Below are 16,446 nucleotides of genomic sequence, written 5' to 3' on the forward strand. Positions count from 1 at the left end.
GACAGGGACGTTCTGCCCGTTGGTGTCGAGGACGACCGTGGTGACGGGCTGCTGCGGCAGGTCGTAGCCGGGGGGAGCCGCCGTTTCCTGCCAGTAGTAGGTGCCCAGCGGCAGGTTGTTCGCGGAGCAGATGCCGTTGGCCGGGGTGGTGCAGGGCGCACCGACCGGGGTGTCGGGGTTGGTGCCCGTGGTCTGGAGCCCCGGGACACCGTTGGTTTCCTGCCAGAGCTGGAAGGTCGCGCCCGCCAGAGGCTGTGCGGTGGTGGAGTCGACCTTGGTCACGCTGGTGGAGCCGGTGGGGATGACGGTCTTGATGTCCTCGACGGTGACCGGCACGTTCTGGCCGTTGGTGTCGAGGACGACGGTCGTCACCGGTTGCGTGGGCAGGTCATACCCGGGAGGGGCTGCCGTTTCCTGCCAGTAGTAGGTGCCCAGCGGGAGCCCGGTCGCGGAGCAGATGCCGTTGGCGGGGGTGGTGCAGGGCGCGCCGACCGGGGTGTCCGGGTTGATGCCCGTCGTCTGGAGCCCCGAGACACCGTTGGTTTCCTGCCAGAGCTGGAAGGTCGCGCCCGCCAGAGGCTGTGCGGTGGTGGAGTCGACCTTGGTCACGCTGGTGGAGCCCGTCGGGGCGGCGGTCTTGATGTCTTCGACGGTGATGGGGACGTTCTGTCCGTTGGTGTCGAGGACGACGGTCGTCACCGGCTGCGTGGGCAGGTCATACCCGGGAGGGGCTGCCGTTTCCTGCCAGTAGTAGGTGCCCAGCGGGAGCCCGGTCGCGGAGCAGATGCCGTTGGCGGGGGTGGTGCAGGGCGCGCCGACCGGGGTGTCCGGGTTGATGCCCGTCGTCTGGAGCCCCGAGACACCGTTGGTTTCCTGCCAGAGCTGGAAGGTCGCGCCCGCCAGAGGCTGTGCGGTGGTGGAGTCGACCTTGGTCACGCTGGTGGAGCCCGTCGGGGCGGCGGTCTTGATGTCTTCGACGGTGATGGGGACGTTCTGTCCGTTGGTGTCGAGGACGACGGTCGTCACCGGCTGCGTGGGCAGGTCATACCCGGGAGGGGCCGCCGTCTCCTGCCAGTAGTACGTACCCAGTGGCAGATCGCCGGCCGAGCAGACACCGGTGTCGGGCGTGACGCACGGTGAGCCGACCGGGGTGTCCGGGTTGGCTCCGGTGGTCTGGAGGCCGGTGATGCCGTTGGTCTCGTGCCAGAGCTGGAAGGTGGCTCCGGCCAGCGGTTGCTGGGTGGCGGAGTCGACCTTCGTCACGCTGGTCGAACCGGCCGGAACGACGGTCTGGCTGTCCTGGACGGTGACGGGGACGTTCTGTCCGTTCGTGTCGAGGACGACCGTGGTGACCGGTTGCGTGGGCAGGTCGTAGCCGGCGGGTGCCGCCGTCTCCTGCCAGTAGTACGTACCCAGTGGCAGATCGCCGGCCGAGCAGACACCGGTGTCGGGCGTGACGCAGGGCGCGCCGACGGCGGTGTCCGGGTTGGCTCCGGTGGTCTGGAGCCCCGGCACGCCGTTGGTCTCGTGCCAGAGCTGGAAGACGGCTCCGGCCAGCGGCTGGCCGGTGACGGAGTCGACCTTCGTCACGCGTCTGCAGCCTCAGAGGTCTATAAGAGACATGTCCTGGACGGTGACCGGGATGTTCTGCCCGTTGGTGTCGAGGACGACGGTCGTCACCGGCTGCGCGGGCAGGTCGTAACCGTCCGGCGCGGAGACCTCCTGCCAGTAGTAGGTGCCCAGCGGCAGGCCGTCCGCCGAGCAGACGCCGTTGGCCGGGGTGACGCACGGTGAGCCGACCGGGGTGTCCGGGTTGGCACCGCTGGTCTGGAGGCCGGGCACGCCGTTGGTCTCGAACCAGAGCTGGAAGGTCGCGCCCGCCAGCGGCTGCTGGGTGACGGAGTCGACCTTGGTCACGCTGGTGGAGCCGGTCGGGGCGACGGTCTTGGTGTCCTCGACGGTGACCGCGACGTTCTGGCCGTTGGCGTCCAGGACGACGGTGGTCACGTTGAGGTCCGGCAGGTCGTAGCCGTCGGGTGCGGAGACCTCTTGCCAGTAGTAGGTGCCCAGCGGCAGGCCGTCCGCCGAGCAGATGCCGTTGGCCGGGGTGGTGCACGGTGAGCCGACCGGGGTGTCGGGGTTGGCCCCGGTGGTCTGGAGGCCGGTGACGCCGTTGGTCTCGTGCCACAGCTGGAAGACGGCGCCGGCCAGGGGCTGCCCGGTCGCCGAGTCGACCTTGGTGACGGTGGTGGAGGCCGTCGGGGCGACGGTCTTGGTGTCCTGGACGGTGACGGGGACGTTCTGTCCGTTGGTGTCCAGGACGACGGTGGTCACGTTGAGGTCGGGCAGGTCGTAGCCGGGGGGTGCCGCGGTCTCCTGCCAGTAGTAGGTGCCCAGCGGGAGTCCGGTGGCGGAGCAGATGCCGTCGGCCGGGGTGGTGCACGGGGAGCCGACGGGGGTGTCCGGGTCGGGTCTGGTGGTCTGGAGGCCGGCGACGCCGTTGGTCTCCTGCCAGAGCTGGAAGGTGGCGCCGGCCAGGGGCTGCCCGGTCGCCGAGTCGACCTTGGTGACGCTGGTGGACCCGGTCTCGACGACCGGGCTCTTGGTGTCCTGGACGGTGACCTGGACGTTCTGCCCGTTGGTGTCGAGGACGACGGTCGTCACCGGCTGCGCGGGCAGGTCGTAGCCGGGGGGTGCCGCGGTCTCCTGCCAGTAGTAGGTGCCCAGCGGGAGTCCGCTCACGGAGCAGACGCCGTCGGCCCCGGTGGTGCAGGGACCGCCCACCTCGGTGTCCGGAGTGGTGCCCCTGGTCTGGAGGCCGGGAACGCTGTTGGTCTCGCGCCAGAGCTGGAAGGTCGCGCCCGCCAGCGGCTGGCCGGTGACGGAGTCGACCTTCGTCACGGTGGTCGAGGCGGTGGGGACCGAGGTGCCGCAGTCCGGGAGGTCGCCGTCGAAGGGGTAGGCGTGGAACTCGGAGCCGGTCATCCCCCCGCCGGAGTTCTGCACCAGCGAGCCGGTGGTGAAGAACCGTCCGTTGAAGCCGGGCATGCCCATGGTGGCGGTGCTGGCCGGGTTGCCCACCAGCACGCTGCCCTGGAACTGTCCCGATCCGATGAGGCTGACCGATGTCGCGGTGGGGAAGTTCCACAGCAGACGTTCGCGCAGCTGGTTCCAGGGGTCGGTGTCCGCCAGGCTGCCGCTGTAGGTGTTGATGACGCGGGGGCCGCCCACGAGGTTGACCAGGATCGTCGCGTTCGCGGGGATGCCGGCGAAGGCGATGCCCTGCTGGCCGCCGCCGTTGCCGACGAGGTCGAAGTCGACGTTGAAGACCTGGAGCGCGGAGGTGCCGTCCCCGGTGAACAGGGTCTGGTAGCCCTGGTTGACGGCGGTCCCGGTGGCGGGGCGCGGGGTGCCGACCCCGGCGTAGCACTCGCTCGCCGACTGGAGCTGGCCGCGCAGCGGCTGGTAGGCGGTCGCGGCCTGCGGGTCCTGGATCACCGTTCCGGCGATGCTGCCCGTGACCGTGCCCGTGTAGCGGACGACGCCCCCTTCGGCCAGGAGTTGCTCGCCCCGGGCGACGGTGACGTTGCCGCCGGTGGTGAGGAAGTCCGCGCCGTCCGGCGGGGGGACGCGTGAACCGGCGCCGACGATGCCGATGTTGAAGACGGCACTGGCCCCGCTCTTGTTCATGTCGAAGTTCCCGAGGGTCACCACGTGTCCCTCGGCCTCCGCGGCCGATTCCCTGACGTTGTAGTCGCCGCCGACGAAGATGTTCACACCGTCGTCACGGCCCGCGAAGGGACCGTTGTTGACCGGCGGGAATACTGCCGGGCAGTCCGCGCCGAGGCACGGTCCGAGGCCGCCCGGAAGGCCGGCCGCCTGAGCGGTCGACGGTTCGACGAGCGACATTCCGAAGGGTACGAGTGTCAACGCCAGGGCGGTGGTCATCGCCCTGGCGAGTTTGCGTCTCCAGGTGACGGCGGTCACCCGGTTCTGACTGGACTTCACCTCAGTCCTCTCACCAAGCGAACACGAAACGAGCGTTCGAAGTCTCCGGGGCCGCGGAGCCGGGCGGCTGAGGCTCGCAGGCGGTGTCGTTCGAACGCCGGGGCGAAGGCACCCGATCGGTTGCACGGGTGCCCGGCCGTGTTGCGCGCCCCGTCCGGACGGGGCACGGGTGCCGGTGAGAGGGCCGAAGTACTACTGGGGGTGCAGGGTCCCGGTGAGCTTGGCGCCGCCCTGCTTGTTGCCGGCGGTCAGGGTGCAGGTGTAGTCCCGCCAGCCCTGCTGGTAGTTGACCATCGCAGGGCCGAACTGCCGGCCGTAGTAGGTCTTCCCGTCGGCCTGACGGGCCTTGGCGGCGGCTTCGGCCTCCTTGCAGCCGTCCCGCATGGCCAGGGCGACCTGGATCTCGCCGGTCAGGCCGTCGGCCAGCTTGAGGTCGGCGATCACCTCTCCGTCGTGCTCACCGGCGCAGGGGCGCTCCTCCGCCTTGGTGATCACCGGGCTCAGCTGCGGGTGGTCGAAGCACGCGCCGACCGGGAAGAAGGCGTACGGCGGCTGCGGCTTGGTCGGGGTGGGAGTCGGCGTGGGGGTCGGGGTCGGGGTCGGGGTGGCCGTGGGGGAGGGCGGGGGCGGCGCGGCGGCCGGTTTCCCGTCGTCCGGCCAGAGCACCGCGGTGGCCACCACCGCGAGCAGGACGACCAGCACGGCGGCGACGGTGAGGACCAGGCCGCGGGACGGACGGGAGGCGGCGGCTGCGGGGGGCGGCTGCTCGGAGGTCATGGCCACGAGAATGGCCCACCCGGCCCCCGCCCGGCAGGCGGTTGGCCGAAATCGCCCCGTACGGGACGGCCGGGGCCTCCTCCGCCGGCGGACGACCCCGCCGGGGCGGTGGGGCGGGCTGACACAATGGGCCCATGTCCACCACACCCGCCACTCCCGGCACCACCGCCCTCGCCCCCGAGATCGCCGCCCGGCTCAAGCGCACCGAGGACGGGCTGATCCCGGCCATCGCCCAGCAGTACGACACCGGCGAGGTGCTGATGCTCGGCTGGATGGACGACGAGGCGCTGCACCGCACCCTCACCACCGGCCGCTGCACCTACTGGAGCCGCAGCCGCCGGGAGTACTGGGTGAAGGGGGACACCTCCGGTCACGTCCAGGCGGTCAAGTCAGTGGCCCTCGACTGCGACGGCGACACCCTGCTGGTCAAGGTCGACCAGACCGGCGCGGCCTGCCACACCGGCGACCGCACCTGCTTCGACGCCGACGTGCTCCCGCTCGCCTGACCGCGAGAGCCCGCCCGGCCGCGGAGCCCGCCTGACGGCGAGAGCCCGTCCGGCCGCGGAGCCCGTCCGACCCGCACGACCCCGGCCACAACTCCAGACCCCCCCGCAACTCCAGAAGGTGCCGCCCAGCATGGATCTCGAAGCCTTCCGCAAGCTCGCCGTCGACACCCGGGTCATCCCGGTCACCCGCAGGCTCCTCGCGGACGGCCTCACCCCGATCGGCCTCTACCGCAGCCTCGCCGGGGAACGCCCCGGCACCTTCCTGCTGGAGTCCGCCGAGCAGGGCCGCAGTTGGTCGCGCTACTCCTTCGTCGGAGTGCGCAGCGCCGCCGCGCTCACCGTCGGCCCGGACGGCGGGGCCCGCTGGCTCGGCGCCCCGCCGGTCGGCATCCCGACCGGCGGCGACCCGCTGGAGGTGCTGCGCGCCACCCTGACGGCGCTGCACACCCCGCGCCGGGAGGACGACGGCCTGCCCCCGCTCACCGGCGGCCTGGTCGGCTACCTCGGCTACGACATCGTCCGCCGGCTGGAGAAGCTGCCCGACCTCAACCCGGACGACCTGGGCCTGCCCGAGCTGACCCTGCTGCTCGCCACCGACCTCGCGGTGCTCGACCACACCGACGGCACCGTGCTGCTGATCGCCAACGCCGTCAACCACAACGACCTGGCCAGTGGCGTGGACGAGGCCTGGGCGGACGCGGTCGCCCGGCTGGACGCGATGGAGGCCGAGCTGGCCAAGCCGGTCGACCCGGGTCTGGCCACCTTCACCCCGGCCGGCCCCGGCGAGGTCCACTCGCCGTTCGGCGGCGAGCCGTACCGCGCCGCCGTGGAGGTGGTCAAGGAGCGGATCCGGGCCGGGGAGGCCTTCCAGGTGGTGCCCTCGCAGCGCTTCGAGGCGCCCTGCCCGGCCTCCGCGCTGGACGTCTACCGGGTGCTGCGCACCACCAACCCCAGCCCGTACATGTACCTGTTCCGCTTCCCCGGGCCGGACGGCGGCTCCGAGGGCGGCTTCGACGTGGTCGGCTCCAGCCCGGAGGCGCTGGTCAAGGTCACCGACGGCGAGGCGATGCTGCACCCGATCGCCGGCACCCGGCACCGCGGCGCCACCCCGCAGGAGGACGCGAACCTGGCGGCCGAGCTGCTCGCCGACCCCAAGGAGCGGGCCGAGCACCTGATGCTGGTGGACCTCGGCCGCAACGACCTCGGCCGGGTCTGCGAGCCGGGCAGCGTCGAGGTGGTCGACTTCATGCAGATCGAGCGCTACAGCCACGTGATGCACATCGTGTCGACGGTGACCGGCAAGGTCGCCCCCGGGCGGACCGCCTTCGACGTGCTGACCGCCTGCTTCCCGGCCGGCACCCTCTCCGGCGCCCCCAAGCCGCGGGCGATGCGGATCATCGAGGAACTGGAGCCCACCCGCCGCGGCCTGTACGGCGGCTGCGTCGGCTACCTGGACTTCGCCGGGGACTCGGACACCGCGATCGCGATCCGCACCGCGGTGCTGCGCGAGGGCACCGCGTACGTGCAGGCCGGCGCGGGCGTGGTCGCCGACTCCGACCCGCACGGCGAGGACACCGAGTGCCGCAACAAGGCGGCCGCCGTGCTGCGGGCCGTCGCCACCGCCAATACGCTGCGGACGCCGGAACTGTCCTGAGACGGAGGGAGGCCGCCGGAATGCCCGGGGTGCCGTACGACGAACTGCGCTGGGAGGTCGTGCGCGGCGTCGTCGGGCAGCTCGGCGAGCAGCCGGCCGGCCACGGCCGGGTGCTGTCGGGAGTGGCGGTCGACTTCCCGGCGGCGCCCGGCGGCCCCGACCGGGACGGCGCGGCGGTGTTCGCCCCCGACCTGGCGGTGCTCGCCCGGGACGCCGCCCGGGGCGGGCGGGGCCGGTTCGGCGGGGCCGGGGTCGAGGCGGTGCTGGAGGTGGCCCGGCCGGGCCTGGAGCGGGCGGCGCGGGCGTACGCGCACGGCGGAGTGCCGGTCTACCTGGTGGTCGATCCGGCGGCGGCCGTCTGCACCGTGCACACCGCGCCGTCGCCGGAGGGGGTGTACCGGGAGGCCGAGCGGGTGCCGTTCGGCAACGACGTCTTCCTGCCGCTCGGCGGCCGGACGGTGGTGCTGCGCACGGACGAGTTCCCCACCCCGGGTACGGACCCGGGTGTCGGCCGGGGGATAGTGGACGGGTGACCGCTGAGCAGACCCCCGCCCCCGCCTCCTCCAGTCGCCGCACCCTCGGTGTGACGCTGCTGCTGACCGTGCTCAGCGCCGTGCTGGTGCTGACCGCGGCCGGACGGACCTGGGCCGAGGGCCGGGCCGGCACCCTGGACGTGTCCGTCACCGGCGGCAAGATCTCCGAACTGCCCGGCGGGCTGGCCCTGGTGGGCCTCGCCGCGGCGGTCGCGGTGTTCGCGGTACGCGGCGTCGGTCGGCTGGCGGTCGGCGCGCTGACCCTGCTGGCCGGGCTCGGCGCGGCCGCCGCCGCGGTCGCCGGGGCGGGCGACACCGCCGCGCTGGACAACGAGGCGGCCCGCAAGCTCGCGCTGACCGGCTCGACGGCCACCGAGGTCTCGCACACCGGCTGGCCCTGGGTCGCGCTGGTCGGCGGGGTGCTGCTGGCCGTGGCCGGACTGCTCACCCTGCGCTACGGCCGGGGCTGGCCGGCCATGGGCAGCCGCTACGAGGCGCCGACCCGCAAGGCCCCGGCGAAGGCCGACACGCCAGGCGACCTGTGGAAGGCACTGGACCGCGGCGAGGACCCGACGGCCGTCTGAGCGGCGCATGTGACGCGATAGACCCGCCACCCCCTTTGGGCCGCCGATGTGTGGCCCGGCACAATGGAACCGTCAACCCGCCGGCGGCCCCGCAGGCCCGGCCGGGCCCCGAGAGCCAAGGAGCACCATTCAGATGGCAGCAGCAGCACACGGCCACACCCCCGCCGCCTGGACCGGCGTCATCATCTCCTTCGTCGGTTTCGGCGCCGCGGGCGTCGCGATGATCCTGCCGTCGGTGCTCTTCGTCTGGGTCAGCCTGGCGATCATCCTGCTCGGCGGTGTGGTCGGCAAGGCCATGTCGATGGCCGGCATGGGTCAGCAGCCGAGCCCCAACGTCTACAAGTCGGCCGAGGAGCAGCTCGCGGCCCGTGAGGCCCGCGCCGTCGTCGCCGCCTGACGACGGGCTCGTCGCACCACACGTTTGTCGTACATCGGAACGGCGGGCGCGCCACGCCCGCCGTTTCGTCGTGTCCGGGCCCGACCCGGGCAGAATCGGGGCGTGAACGCCGTCCCCACCGCCTCCGCCCCGCCGCCCGTGCTGCGCCGGCTGAGCCCGCCGCTGACCGCGCTGGCGGCGGTGGCCGTCCCCTCCGCGTACGTCGCCCTGGTGGACCCGAACGTCCCCGGGCACTACCCGGACTGCCCGTTCCTGACCGCCACCGGCTGGTGGTGCCCCGGCTGCGGGGGCCTGCGCTGCGTCCACGCGCTGACCCGCGGGGATCTCACCGGGGCCCTGCACGACAACGCCGTCGTGGTCCTGCTGGCCGGGGTGCTGGGGGTGCTCTGGCTGCGCTGGGGCTGGGCCGCGCTGACCGGCGGGGCGCCGCCGAGGATCACCGTCGGGGCCCGGCGCTGGGTGCTGATCGCCCTGCTGGTGCTGGTGTTCACGGTGGTGCGCAACTCGCCGGTCGGGACGGGGCTGGCGCCGCCGCTGGTCTGACCGGCCGTCCTCGGGGCAGCCGGCACAGCCCCCCGGCCGCCCCGAGGACGGCCGGGGGTGCCGGTGCGGAACCGGTGAACCCGCAGCTGAGGACCGCCGGAGCCGGCGTCCGGTCCGCGAGACGGGGGCGGAACCGGTGCGCCCCGCGCCCCCGGGTGCCGATACCATCGAAGAGCCGGTGGGCTGCCGCCCGCCGACTCGCGCCGACCGACTGGCAGAAAAGATGGGGGCTCCTGAGTGAGTGTGCTCGACTCGATCATCGAAGGGGTCCGCGAGGACCTCGCCGAGCGGCAGGCCCGGGTCTCCCTGGACGAGCTCAAGGCGCTGGCCGCCAGGGCTCCGGAGGCCAAGGACGGCGTCGCCGCCCTCAAGGGTGACGGGGTCCGGGTGATCTGCGAGGTGAAGCGCTCCAGCCCGTCCAAGGGCGCCCTGGCCTCGATCGCCGATCCGGCCGCCCTGGCGGTCGACTACGCGGCCGGCGGTGCCGCCGCGATCAGCGTGCTGACCGAGCAGCGCCGCTTCGGCGGCTCGCTGGCCGACCTGGACGCCGTCCGCGCCGCGGTGGACACCCCGCTGCTGCGCAAGGACTTCATCGTCACCGCCTACCAGCTGTGGGAGGCCCGTGCGCACGGCGCCGACCTCGCGCTGCTGATCGTCGCCGCCCTCGACCAGCCGGCCCTGGTGTCGCTGATCGAGCGCGCCGAGTCGATCGGTCTCACGCCGCTGGTCGAGGTGCACGACGAGGAGGAGATCAAGCGCGCGGTGGACGCCGGCGCCCGGATCATCGGCGTCAACGCCCGCAACCTCAAGACGCTCGAAGTGGACCGCAACACCTTCGAGAACGTCGCCCACGCCATCCCGGACAGCATCGTCAAGATCGCCGAGTCCGGTGTGCGCGGCCCGCTGGACGTGATCAACTACGCCAACCTGGGCGCCGACGCGGTGCTGGTCGGCGAGACCCTGGTGACCGGCAAGGACCCGCGTGCCGCGGTCGCCGACCTGGTCGCCGCCGGGGCCCACCCCGCCGTCCGGCACAAGGACTGACGCCGCCCGATGAAGATCGCCGCCCGACTCGCCCCCGGTTGCCGCCCGCGCGGCTGCCGCGCGCCCGCACGCCGGGTGCTGGGGCGTCGGGTGCGGTACGTCATCGGCTGCGAGCCCGGGCAGGTGCCGGGGCGGCGATGGCGGGTGACGTCCGGCTGACCGGTCGAACGACCGGGACGGCCGATCAGACGTCATCGTCGTCCATCTTCGTCAAGGGAAACCACACCATGTCCGAAAAGGACTACCTGCCCGGCGCCCAGGTGCCGGACGCGCGCGGCTACTTCGGCGCGTACGGCGGCCGCTTCATCCCCGAGGCGCTGGTCGCCGCGGTCGAGCAGGTCGCCGAGGAGTACGAGAAGGCCAAGGCCGACCCGGCGTTCGCCGCCGAGCTCGACGGGCTGCTCAAGGACTACACCGGGCGCCCGAGCCCGCTGACCGACGTGCACCGCTTCTCCGCCGAGGCGGGCGGGGCGCGCATCCTGCTCAAGCGCGAGGACCTCAACCACACCGGCTCGCACAAGATCAACAACGTGCTGGGCCAGGCGCTGCTCACCCGGCGGATGGGCAAGACCCGGATCATCGCCGAGACCGGCGCGGGCCAGCACGGCGTGGCCACCGCCACCGCCTGCGCGCTGTTCGGCTTCGACTGCACCATCTACATGGGCGAGGTCGACACCGAGCGCCAGGCGCTCAACGTCGCCCGGATGCGGATGCTCGGCGCCGAGGTGGTGGCCGTCAAGTCCGGCAGCCGGACGCTCAAGGACGCCATCAACGAGGCGTTCCGGGACTGGGTCGCCAACGTCGACTCCACCCACTACCTGTTCGGCACCGTCGCCGGACCGCACCCCTTCCCGATGATGGTCCGGGACTTCCACCGGGTCATCGGCGTCGAGGCGCGTCAGCAGGTGCTGGACCGGACCGGGCGGCTGCCCGACGCGGTCGTGGCCTGCGTGGGCGGCGGCTCCAACGCGATGGGGATCTTCCACGAGTTCATCCCCGACGCGGGGGTGCGGCTGCTCGGCTGCGAGGCCGCCGGCGAGGGCGCCGAGACGCCCCGGCACGCGGCCACCCTCACCAAGGGGGACCCGGGAGTGCTGCACGGCTCCCGGACGTACGTCCTCCAGGACGAGGACGGGCAGACCATCGAGTCGCACTCGATCTCGGCCGGTCTGGACTACCCGGGCGTCGGGCCGGAGCACGCCTGGCTGAAGGACACCGGACGGGCGGAGTACCGGCCGGTCACCGACGACGCCGCGATGCGGGCGCTGCTGCTGCTCTCCCGCACCGAGGGCATCATCCCGGCCATCGAGAGCGCCCACGCGCTCGCCGGCGCTCTGGAGCTGGGCCGCGAGCTCGGGCCGGAGGCGACCATCCTGGTCTCGCTGTCCGGGCGCGGGGACAAGGACATGCACACCGCGGCCGAGTACTTCGGGCTGTACGACGAGAAGGCCGGCTCGGGCGACAGCTCCGCCGAGGGGGGCAAGTGATCATGGCGAGCAAGCTCAGTGGTGTCCTGGCGGCGGCCAAGGCGCAGGACCGCGCCGCGCTGATCGGCTACCTGCCGGCCGGGTTCCCGACCGTGGACGGCGGCATCCGGGCCGTCAAGGCGCTGATCGAGGGCGGCTGCGACGTGGTCGAGGTCGGCCTGCCGCACTCCGACCCGGTGCTCGACGGGGCGGTCATCCAGACCGCGGACGACATCGCGCTGCGCGGCGGGGTGAAGATCAAGGACGTGCTGCGGACCGTCCGGGAGGTCGCCACCGCGCACCCCGAGGCCGCGGTGCTGGTGATGACGTACTGGAACCCGGTCGACCGCTACGGGGTGGCCCGCTTCGCGGCCGACCTGGCGGCCGCGGGCGGGGCCGGCTGCATCCTGCCGGACCTGCCGGTGGAGGAGTCCGAGGAGTGGCGCAAGGCGGCGGACGAGCACGGGCTGGACACCGTGTTCGTGGTCGCCCCCAGCAGCAAGGACGCCCGGCTGGCGGAGGTCACGGCGGCGGGCAGCGGCTTCGTGTACGCGGCCGCGGTGATGGGCGTGACCGGCACCCGGTCGGCCGTCGGCTCGATGGCCGAGGACCTGGTCGCGCGGACCCGGGCCACCACGGACCTGCCGGTCTGCGTCGGCCTCGGGGTCTCGGACGCCGCGCAGGCGGCGGAGGTCGCGCGGTTCGCCGACGGGGTGATCGTGGGATCGGCGTTCGTCAAGCGCATCCTGGCCGCGGGCGAGGACGAGGCGGCGGCGCTGGACGCGGTGCGGGCCCTGGCCGGGGAGCTGGCCTCGGGCGTGCGCCGGCACTGACGCGACGTGCCCGGCGGCCCCTCGCTCCTTCGGGAGCGGGGGGCCGTCGGCGTTGTGGGCCGGCCTTCGAGGCGAGGGGTGGACCCGAACGGGTGAACAAGGGGTGGGGACACGCATCAGCCGGGGTTGGGGACCGTTGAGCGGAGGGACGAGTGCACGGACGTGTGCGGGGGTGACGGGGGCGAGCGGGAAGGGGTGAGCCGGTGGCTGGTCTCCAGCGGGCCGTGCTGCTGCGGGCGGCGGCGGCCGGGGTGGCGCTCGGCTGCGCGGTCGGGGTGCACACCGAGGTGGGGCACGCCCTGGCCAAGCGGGGGGCGGAGCGGGCGGAGCGGGAGGCGGTGGCCTGCGCGGAGGCGGCCCGGCACCCCGAACTGTTCGAGGAAGGGTGGTTGACGGGCTGCCGGTGACGGACGGATGTTCGGGATATCCGGACGGAACGTCACTCATCCGGCTTCATTCCTGAATCCGGAGGAACCGCCCCTCCTCCGTCGCGGTTCATCAGGGAGTGAACGAGTTTCCCGAGGGGGTTTCCCTGATGGCCGCGCAGCCCGGTGGCCCCGCGCCCACGCCCACGGCGCGGCGCCCGGTGCCCGCCTGGAGCGAGTGGCTCGGCACCGCCGTCCGGCTCGGCCTCGCGGTGGTCTGGGGGTGGGCCGGACTCGCCAAGGTCTCCGATCCGGCGGAGGCCGCCCAGGCCGTCCGGGCCTACGAGATCCTGCCCGAGGGCCTGGTCAAGCCGATCGGCTACGGCCTGCCGTTCCTGGAGCTGGCGCTCGCCCTGCTGCTGGTGGCCGGCCTCGGCGTCCGACTGGTGGCCGCGGTCTCCGCGCTGCTGCTGCTGGTCTTCATCGCCGGGATCTCCTCCGCCTGGGCGCGCGGCATCTCGATCGACTGCGGCTGCTTCGGCGGCGGCGGGCACGTCGACGAGTCCCGGACGGAGTACCTCCAGGAGATCCTGCGCGACACCGGATTCCTGGTACTGGCCGGGTGGCTGCTGTGGCGGCCCCGCACCCGGCTGTCGGCCGACGCCCGGCTGGCGAGCTGACCCCCACATCCCTGCACCCGACGAAGGCTCCCCGACCGTGGATGTCAAGGCAATGAGCGAGAAGAACCGAGAAGGCAAGCGCACCGCCCGCGAGCGGATGCTGGAACAGCGGGCGGCCGAGGAGACGTCCTCCCGGCGCAGGAAGAAGCTGATCGTCGGCGGCTCCGTGCTCGCGGTGATCGCCGCCGCCGTGATCGCCGGCGTCGTGGTGCAGAACCAGCGCTCCAAGCCGGAGACCCCGGTCGCCGCCCCGGCCGGGACGATCGGCGACAAGAACCTGGTCATCCCGGTCGGCGCCGGCAACGCGCCCTCCGTCCTCACCGTCTACGAGGACCCGCGCTGCCCCGCCTGCGGCACCTTCGAGCGCGAGTTCTCCTCGACCGTCGACCAGCTCGAGGACGCCGGGAAGATCTTCACCAACTACCACATCGTGTCGTTCATCGACCGGGCCGTACCGGGCAAGGGCTCCAGGACGGGCGCCAACGCACTGGGCTGCGCCCAGGACTCCGGGCACTTCCGGGACTTCCACGACGTGCTGTACCGCAACCAGCCGGACGAGACCAACGACGCCTTCGGCGACAAGGCCGTACTGCTGAACCTGGCCAAGCAGGTCAACGGCCTGGACACCCCCGAGTTCCAGTCCTGCGTCAAGGACGGCAAGTTCGGCGGATGGGTCTCCGCGGTGCAGCAGGACTTCGACAAGTCCAGCTTCAAGTCCACCCCGACGGTGCTGCTCAACGGCCAGCCGATCTACCCGAAGAACGCCGGCGAGGAGATCACCCCGGCGAACCTGGTGAAGTGGGTGGACGCCGCGAACGAGGGCAAGCAGCTCGGCACGGCGGGCTCCCACGGGCAGACCCCGGCCCCCACCAGCACCGCTTCGGAGGCGAACAACCCCTCGCCGGCGGCCGGCTGAGCCCATCGCGCCGCGCCGCCCCCTCCCCGTCCGGAGGGGGCGGCGCCGACCCGTTGTTCGGTTTCTGTGACCCCGGGGGTGTCCGACGGGGCCGTCGGACCCTGTAGCGTCGGAACTGCCATGGATATCGCCTACATTCCCAGCCCGTCGCGGGGCGTCCTGCACCTCGGACCGATCCCGCTGCGCGCCTACGCCTTCTGCATCATCCTCGGTGTCCTCGTCGCCGTCTGGCTCGGCAGCAGGCGCTGGGTCGCCCGGGGCGGTGCCAAGCACACCGTCGGCGACATCGCGGTGTGGGCCGTGCCGTTCGGTCTCGTCGGGGGCCGCCTCTACCACGTGATCACCGACGGCGGCCGACTGTACTTCGCCGACGGGAAGAACCCCTGGGACGCCCTCAAGATCTGGGAGGGCGGCCTCGGCATCTGGGGCGCGGTCGCGCTCGGCGCGGTCGGCGCCTGGATCGGCGCCCGCCGCCGCGGCGTGCCGCTGCCCGCGTACGCCGACGCCATCGCGCCGGGCATCGCGCTCGCGCAGGCGCTGGGCCGCTGGGGCAACTTCTTCAACCAGGAGCTGTACGGCCGGCCCACCACCCTGCCGTGGGGCCTGGAGATCGACAAGACGCTGCCCAACGGCGAGGTCCTGAAGGGCGTCTACCACCCGACCTTCCTGTACGAGTCGCTCTGGTGCGTCGGCGTCGCCCTGCTGGTCATCTGGGCGGACCGCCGGTTCAATCTGGGCCACGGCCGGGCGTTCGCGCTGTACGTGGCCGCGTACACGGTCGGCCGGTTCTGGATCGAGTGGCTGCGGATCGACGACGCGCACGTCTACTTCGGCCTGCGGCTGAACGACTGGGTGTCCATCGCGGTGTTCCTCGGCGCGGTGGCCTACTTCGTGATCATGGGGCGGAAGCGGCCCGGCCGGGAGGATCCGGCGAGCATCGACCCGGCCGCGCGGGCGGAGCAGGACGCCGAGGACGGCGACAAGGGCGTGAAGGTGGCGAAGTCGGCCGGGGAGAAGGCCGGGGAGAAGGCCGACGAGAAGCCGGTGACGACCGCCAAGGCGGCCGGAAAGGACGCCGAGAACCCGATCTGACCTGGGCCTTCCCTGACTGGGGCCATCCTTCGCGAAGCTCGCGAAGGATGGCCCCAGTGGTGTTCGGACAGCCTTACTTTGCTGGAAATGCCCAGGTCAGGCGGGCTACGGTCAGGGCGGACGAACCGACTCAGGAGGGGAACGACGATGAGTACGATCACTGTGGAGCCCGACGCCGGACACCAGCCCCGGATTCCCGCGGCCGACCACCACCGGGACGTCAACGGGGGCTGGCTGCGGCCGGCCGTGTTCGGGGCGGTGGACGGGCTGGTGTCCAACTTCGCCCTGATGACCGGCGTGGTCGGCGGCGCGGCGTCGAACGGGACGGTGATCCTCACCGGGCTGGCGGGCCTGGCGGCCGGCGCCTGCTCGATGGCGGCGGGGGAGTACACCTCGGTGGCCTCGCAGCGGGAGCTGGTGCAGGCCGAGATCGAGGTCGAGCGGCTGGAGCTGACCCGCAACCCGCACGGCGAGCTGGCCGAGCTGGCCCAGCTGTACGCCTCGCGCGGGGTGGACCCGGAACTGGCCCACGAGGTGGCCCGGCAGCTGTCCGCCGACCCGGAGCTGGCCCTGGAGGTGCACGCCCGCGAGGAGCTGGGCATCGATCCGACCGACCTGCCCTCGCCGCTGGTGGCGGCCGGATCGTCGTTCCTGTGCTTCGCGCTCGGCGCGCTGCTGCCGCTGCTGCCGTACCTGCTGGGGGCGACCACGCTGCTGCCCGCCCTGCTGCTGGCCGCCGCCGGGCTGTTCTTCTGCGGTGCCGTGGTGGCCCGGGTGACGGCGCGCAGCTGGTGGTTCAGCGGGCTGCGGCAGCTGGTCCTGGGCGGGGCCGCGGCCGGCGTGACCTACCTGCTCGGGTGGCTGATCGGCGGGCACCTGGGATGAGCCGTACGTATGCATGATTATGCTGTCGAGTGCGTGACGTTCCACACATGAGGGTCCGGCGACGCCTGGCCTAGTCTCACCATTCGGGCCGCCGCGCCGCGGATTCGCATCCGCGGGCGGGCTCCCGGAATGGATTCGCAGGCGGCCATGATCGGCTTCCACG

Annotated in this window: 18 protein-coding genes; 15 read left to right on the top strand and 3 right to left on the bottom strand. The window is 72.8% G+C overall.

Annotated elements, in window-relative coordinates:
- From ACFRMQ_RS05665 to ACFRMQ_RS05675, 3 genes are all read right to left on the bottom strand, one after another.
- A partial coding sequence (locus tag ACFRMQ_RS05665; RefSeq protein ID WP_380727283.1) for a SpaA isopeptide-forming pilin-related protein occupies nucleotides 1–1,590 on the bottom strand: 1,590 nt, incomplete at its 3' end.
- 12 nt (nucleotides 1,591–1,602) lie between these two features.
- Nucleotides 1,603–4,008, bottom strand: coding sequence for a SpaA isopeptide-forming pilin-related protein (locus ACFRMQ_RS05670; protein ID WP_380727285.1), 2,406 nt, complete (start codon nucleotides 4,006–4,008; stop codon nucleotides 1,603–1,605).
- 192 nt (nucleotides 4,009–4,200) lie between these two features.
- Complete coding sequence (locus ACFRMQ_RS05675) at nucleotides 4,201–4,785, bottom strand: hypothetical protein (RefSeq protein WP_380727287.1); 585 nt, start codon at nucleotides 4,783–4,785, stop codon at nucleotides 4,201–4,203.
- A 134-nt stretch (nucleotides 4,786–4,919) separates the two neighbouring features.
- Here ACFRMQ_RS05675 and hisI point away from each other — a divergent pair, with 134 nt between their 5' ends.
- The 15 genes from hisI to ACFRMQ_RS05750 all read left to right on the top strand — a co-directional run bounded on the left by hisI (nucleotide 4,920) and on the right by ACFRMQ_RS05750 (nucleotide 16,283).
- Nucleotides 4,920–5,291 (top strand): phosphoribosyl-AMP cyclohydrolase, encoded by a 372-nt coding sequence (hisI, locus tag ACFRMQ_RS05680; RefSeq protein WP_380698012.1) that lies wholly within the window; start codon nucleotides 4,920–4,922, stop codon nucleotides 5,289–5,291.
- Nucleotides 5,292–5,421: 130 nt separating this feature from the next.
- Nucleotides 5,422–6,945 carry an anthranilate synthase component I gene (locus ACFRMQ_RS05685; RefSeq protein ID WP_380727289.1) on the top strand — a complete coding sequence of 508 codons (1,524 nt, stop codon included), beginning with the start codon at nucleotides 5,422–5,424 and terminating at the stop codon, nucleotides 6,943–6,945.
- 20 nt (nucleotides 6,946–6,965) lie between these two features.
- The gene (locus ACFRMQ_RS05690; RefSeq protein WP_380727291.1) at nucleotides 6,966–7,478 is read left to right on the top strand and encodes a Uma2 family endonuclease; all 513 of its coding nucleotides are present in this window, start codon (nucleotides 6,966–6,968) and stop codon (nucleotides 7,476–7,478) included.
- A complete protein-coding gene (locus ACFRMQ_RS05695; RefSeq protein WP_380727293.1) occupies nucleotides 7,475–8,062 on the top strand; it encodes a TIGR02234 family membrane protein in 588 nt (195 codons plus the stop codon). The genes ACFRMQ_RS05690 and ACFRMQ_RS05695 overlap by 4 nt, the downstream gene beginning before the upstream one ends.
- Nucleotides 8,063–8,195: 133 nt before the next feature.
- The gene (locus ACFRMQ_RS05700) at nucleotides 8,196–8,459 is read left to right on the top strand and encodes an HGxxPAAW family protein (RefSeq protein ID WP_380727295.1); all 264 of its coding nucleotides are present in this window, start codon (nucleotides 8,196–8,198) and stop codon (nucleotides 8,457–8,459) included.
- A gap of 102 nt (nucleotides 8,460–8,561) precedes the next feature.
- Nucleotides 8,562–9,002, top strand: coding sequence for a DUF2752 domain-containing protein (locus ACFRMQ_RS05705; RefSeq protein ID WP_380727297.1), 441 nt, complete (start codon nucleotides 8,562–8,564; stop codon nucleotides 9,000–9,002).
- 237 nt (nucleotides 9,003–9,239) lie between these two features.
- Nucleotides 9,240–10,046, top strand: a complete 807-nt coding sequence (gene trpC / locus ACFRMQ_RS05710) for an indole-3-glycerol phosphate synthase TrpC (protein ID WP_380727299.1) — start codon at nucleotides 9,240–9,242, stop codon at nucleotides 10,044–10,046.
- A 9-nt stretch (nucleotides 10,047–10,055) separates the two neighbouring features.
- Complete coding sequence (gene trpM / locus ACFRMQ_RS05715; protein ID WP_188296911.1) at nucleotides 10,056–10,205, top strand: tryptophan biosynthesis modulator TrpM; 150 nt, start codon at nucleotides 10,056–10,058, stop codon at nucleotides 10,203–10,205.
- 68 nt (nucleotides 10,206–10,273) lie between these two features.
- On the top strand, nucleotides 10,274–11,533 hold the full coding sequence (gene trpB, locus ACFRMQ_RS05720) for a tryptophan synthase subunit beta (RefSeq protein WP_380727301.1): 1,260 nt from the start codon (nucleotides 10,274–10,276) through the stop codon (nucleotides 11,531–11,533).
- A 2-nt stretch (nucleotides 11,534–11,535) separates the two neighbouring features.
- Entirely contained in the window at nucleotides 11,536–12,345 is an 810-nt protein-coding gene (trpA, locus tag ACFRMQ_RS05725; RefSeq protein ID WP_380727303.1) for a tryptophan synthase subunit alpha, read from the top strand.
- A 203-nt stretch (nucleotides 12,346–12,548) separates the two neighbouring features.
- Entirely contained in the window at nucleotides 12,549–12,752 is a 204-nt protein-coding gene (locus ACFRMQ_RS05730; protein WP_380698029.1) for a hypothetical protein, read from the top strand.
- A 128-nt stretch (nucleotides 12,753–12,880) separates the two neighbouring features.
- Nucleotides 12,881–13,390, top strand: coding sequence for a MauE/DoxX family redox-associated membrane protein (locus ACFRMQ_RS05735; protein WP_380727305.1), 510 nt, complete (start codon nucleotides 12,881–12,883; stop codon nucleotides 13,388–13,390).
- Nucleotides 13,391–13,442: 52 nt separating this feature from the next.
- The gene (locus ACFRMQ_RS05740; protein ID WP_380727307.1) at nucleotides 13,443–14,306 is read left to right on the top strand and encodes a DsbA family protein; all 864 of its coding nucleotides are present in this window, start codon (nucleotides 13,443–13,445) and stop codon (nucleotides 14,304–14,306) included.
- 120 nt (nucleotides 14,307–14,426) lie between these two features.
- Nucleotides 14,427–15,398, top strand: a complete 972-nt coding sequence (gene lgt / locus ACFRMQ_RS05745; protein ID WP_380727309.1) for a prolipoprotein diacylglyceryl transferase — start codon at nucleotides 14,427–14,429, stop codon at nucleotides 15,396–15,398.
- Nucleotides 15,399–15,545: 147 nt separating this feature from the next.
- Nucleotides 15,546–16,283 carry a VIT1/CCC1 transporter family protein gene (locus ACFRMQ_RS05750; RefSeq protein WP_380727311.1) on the top strand — a complete coding sequence of 246 codons (738 nt, stop codon included), beginning with the start codon at nucleotides 15,546–15,548 and terminating at the stop codon, nucleotides 16,281–16,283.
- The last annotated feature ends 163 nt before the right edge of the window (nucleotides 16,284–16,446 follow it).

This window comes from Kitasatospora sp. NPDC056783 (genome assembly GCF_042789895.1).
Classification (GTDB): domain Bacteria; phylum Actinomycetota; class Actinomycetes; order Streptomycetales; family Streptomycetaceae; genus Kitasatospora.

Bases quoted from the DNA above. Each gene is read 5' to 3' on its own strand.
- ACFRMQ_RS05700 (WP_380727295.1), top strand. From the start codon at position 8,196: ATGGCAGCAGCAGCACACGGCCACACCCCCGCCGCCTGGACCGGCGTC.
- hisI (WP_380698012.1), top strand. From the start codon at position 4,920: ATGTCCACCACACCCGCCACTCCCGGCACCACCGCCCTCGCCCCCGAG.
- ACFRMQ_RS05685 (WP_380727289.1), top strand. From the start codon at position 5,422: ATGGATCTCGAAGCCTTCCGCAAGCTCGCCGTCGACACCCGGGTCATC.
- ACFRMQ_RS05690 (WP_380727291.1), top strand. From the start codon at position 6,966: ATGCCCGGGGTGCCGTACGACGAACTGCGCTGGGAGGTCGTGCGCGGC.
- lgt (WP_380727309.1), top strand. From the start codon at position 14,427: ATGGATATCGCCTACATTCCCAGCCCGTCGCGGGGCGTCCTGCACCTC.
- ACFRMQ_RS05740 (WP_380727307.1), top strand. From the start codon at position 13,443: ATGAGCGAGAAGAACCGAGAAGGCAAGCGCACCGCCCGCGAGCGGATG.
- trpB (WP_380727301.1), top strand. From the start codon at position 10,274: ATGTCCGAAAAGGACTACCTGCCCGGCGCCCAGGTGCCGGACGCGCGC.
- ACFRMQ_RS05735 (WP_380727305.1), top strand. From the start codon at position 12,881: ATGGCCGCGCAGCCCGGTGGCCCCGCGCCCACGCCCACGGCGCGGCGC.
- ACFRMQ_RS05675 (WP_380727287.1), bottom strand. From the start codon at position 4,785: ATGACCTCCGAGCAGCCGCCCCCCGCAGCCGCCGCCTCCCGTCCGTCC.
- trpA (WP_380727303.1), top strand. From the start codon at position 11,536: ATGGCGAGCAAGCTCAGTGGTGTCCTGGCGGCGGCCAAGGCGCAGGAC.
- ACFRMQ_RS05750 (WP_380727311.1), top strand. From the start codon at position 15,546: ATGAGTACGATCACTGTGGAGCCCGACGCCGGACACCAGCCCCGGATT.
- trpM (WP_188296911.1), top strand. From the start codon at position 10,056: ATGAAGATCGCCGCCCGACTCGCCCCCGGTTGCCGCCCGCGCGGCTGC.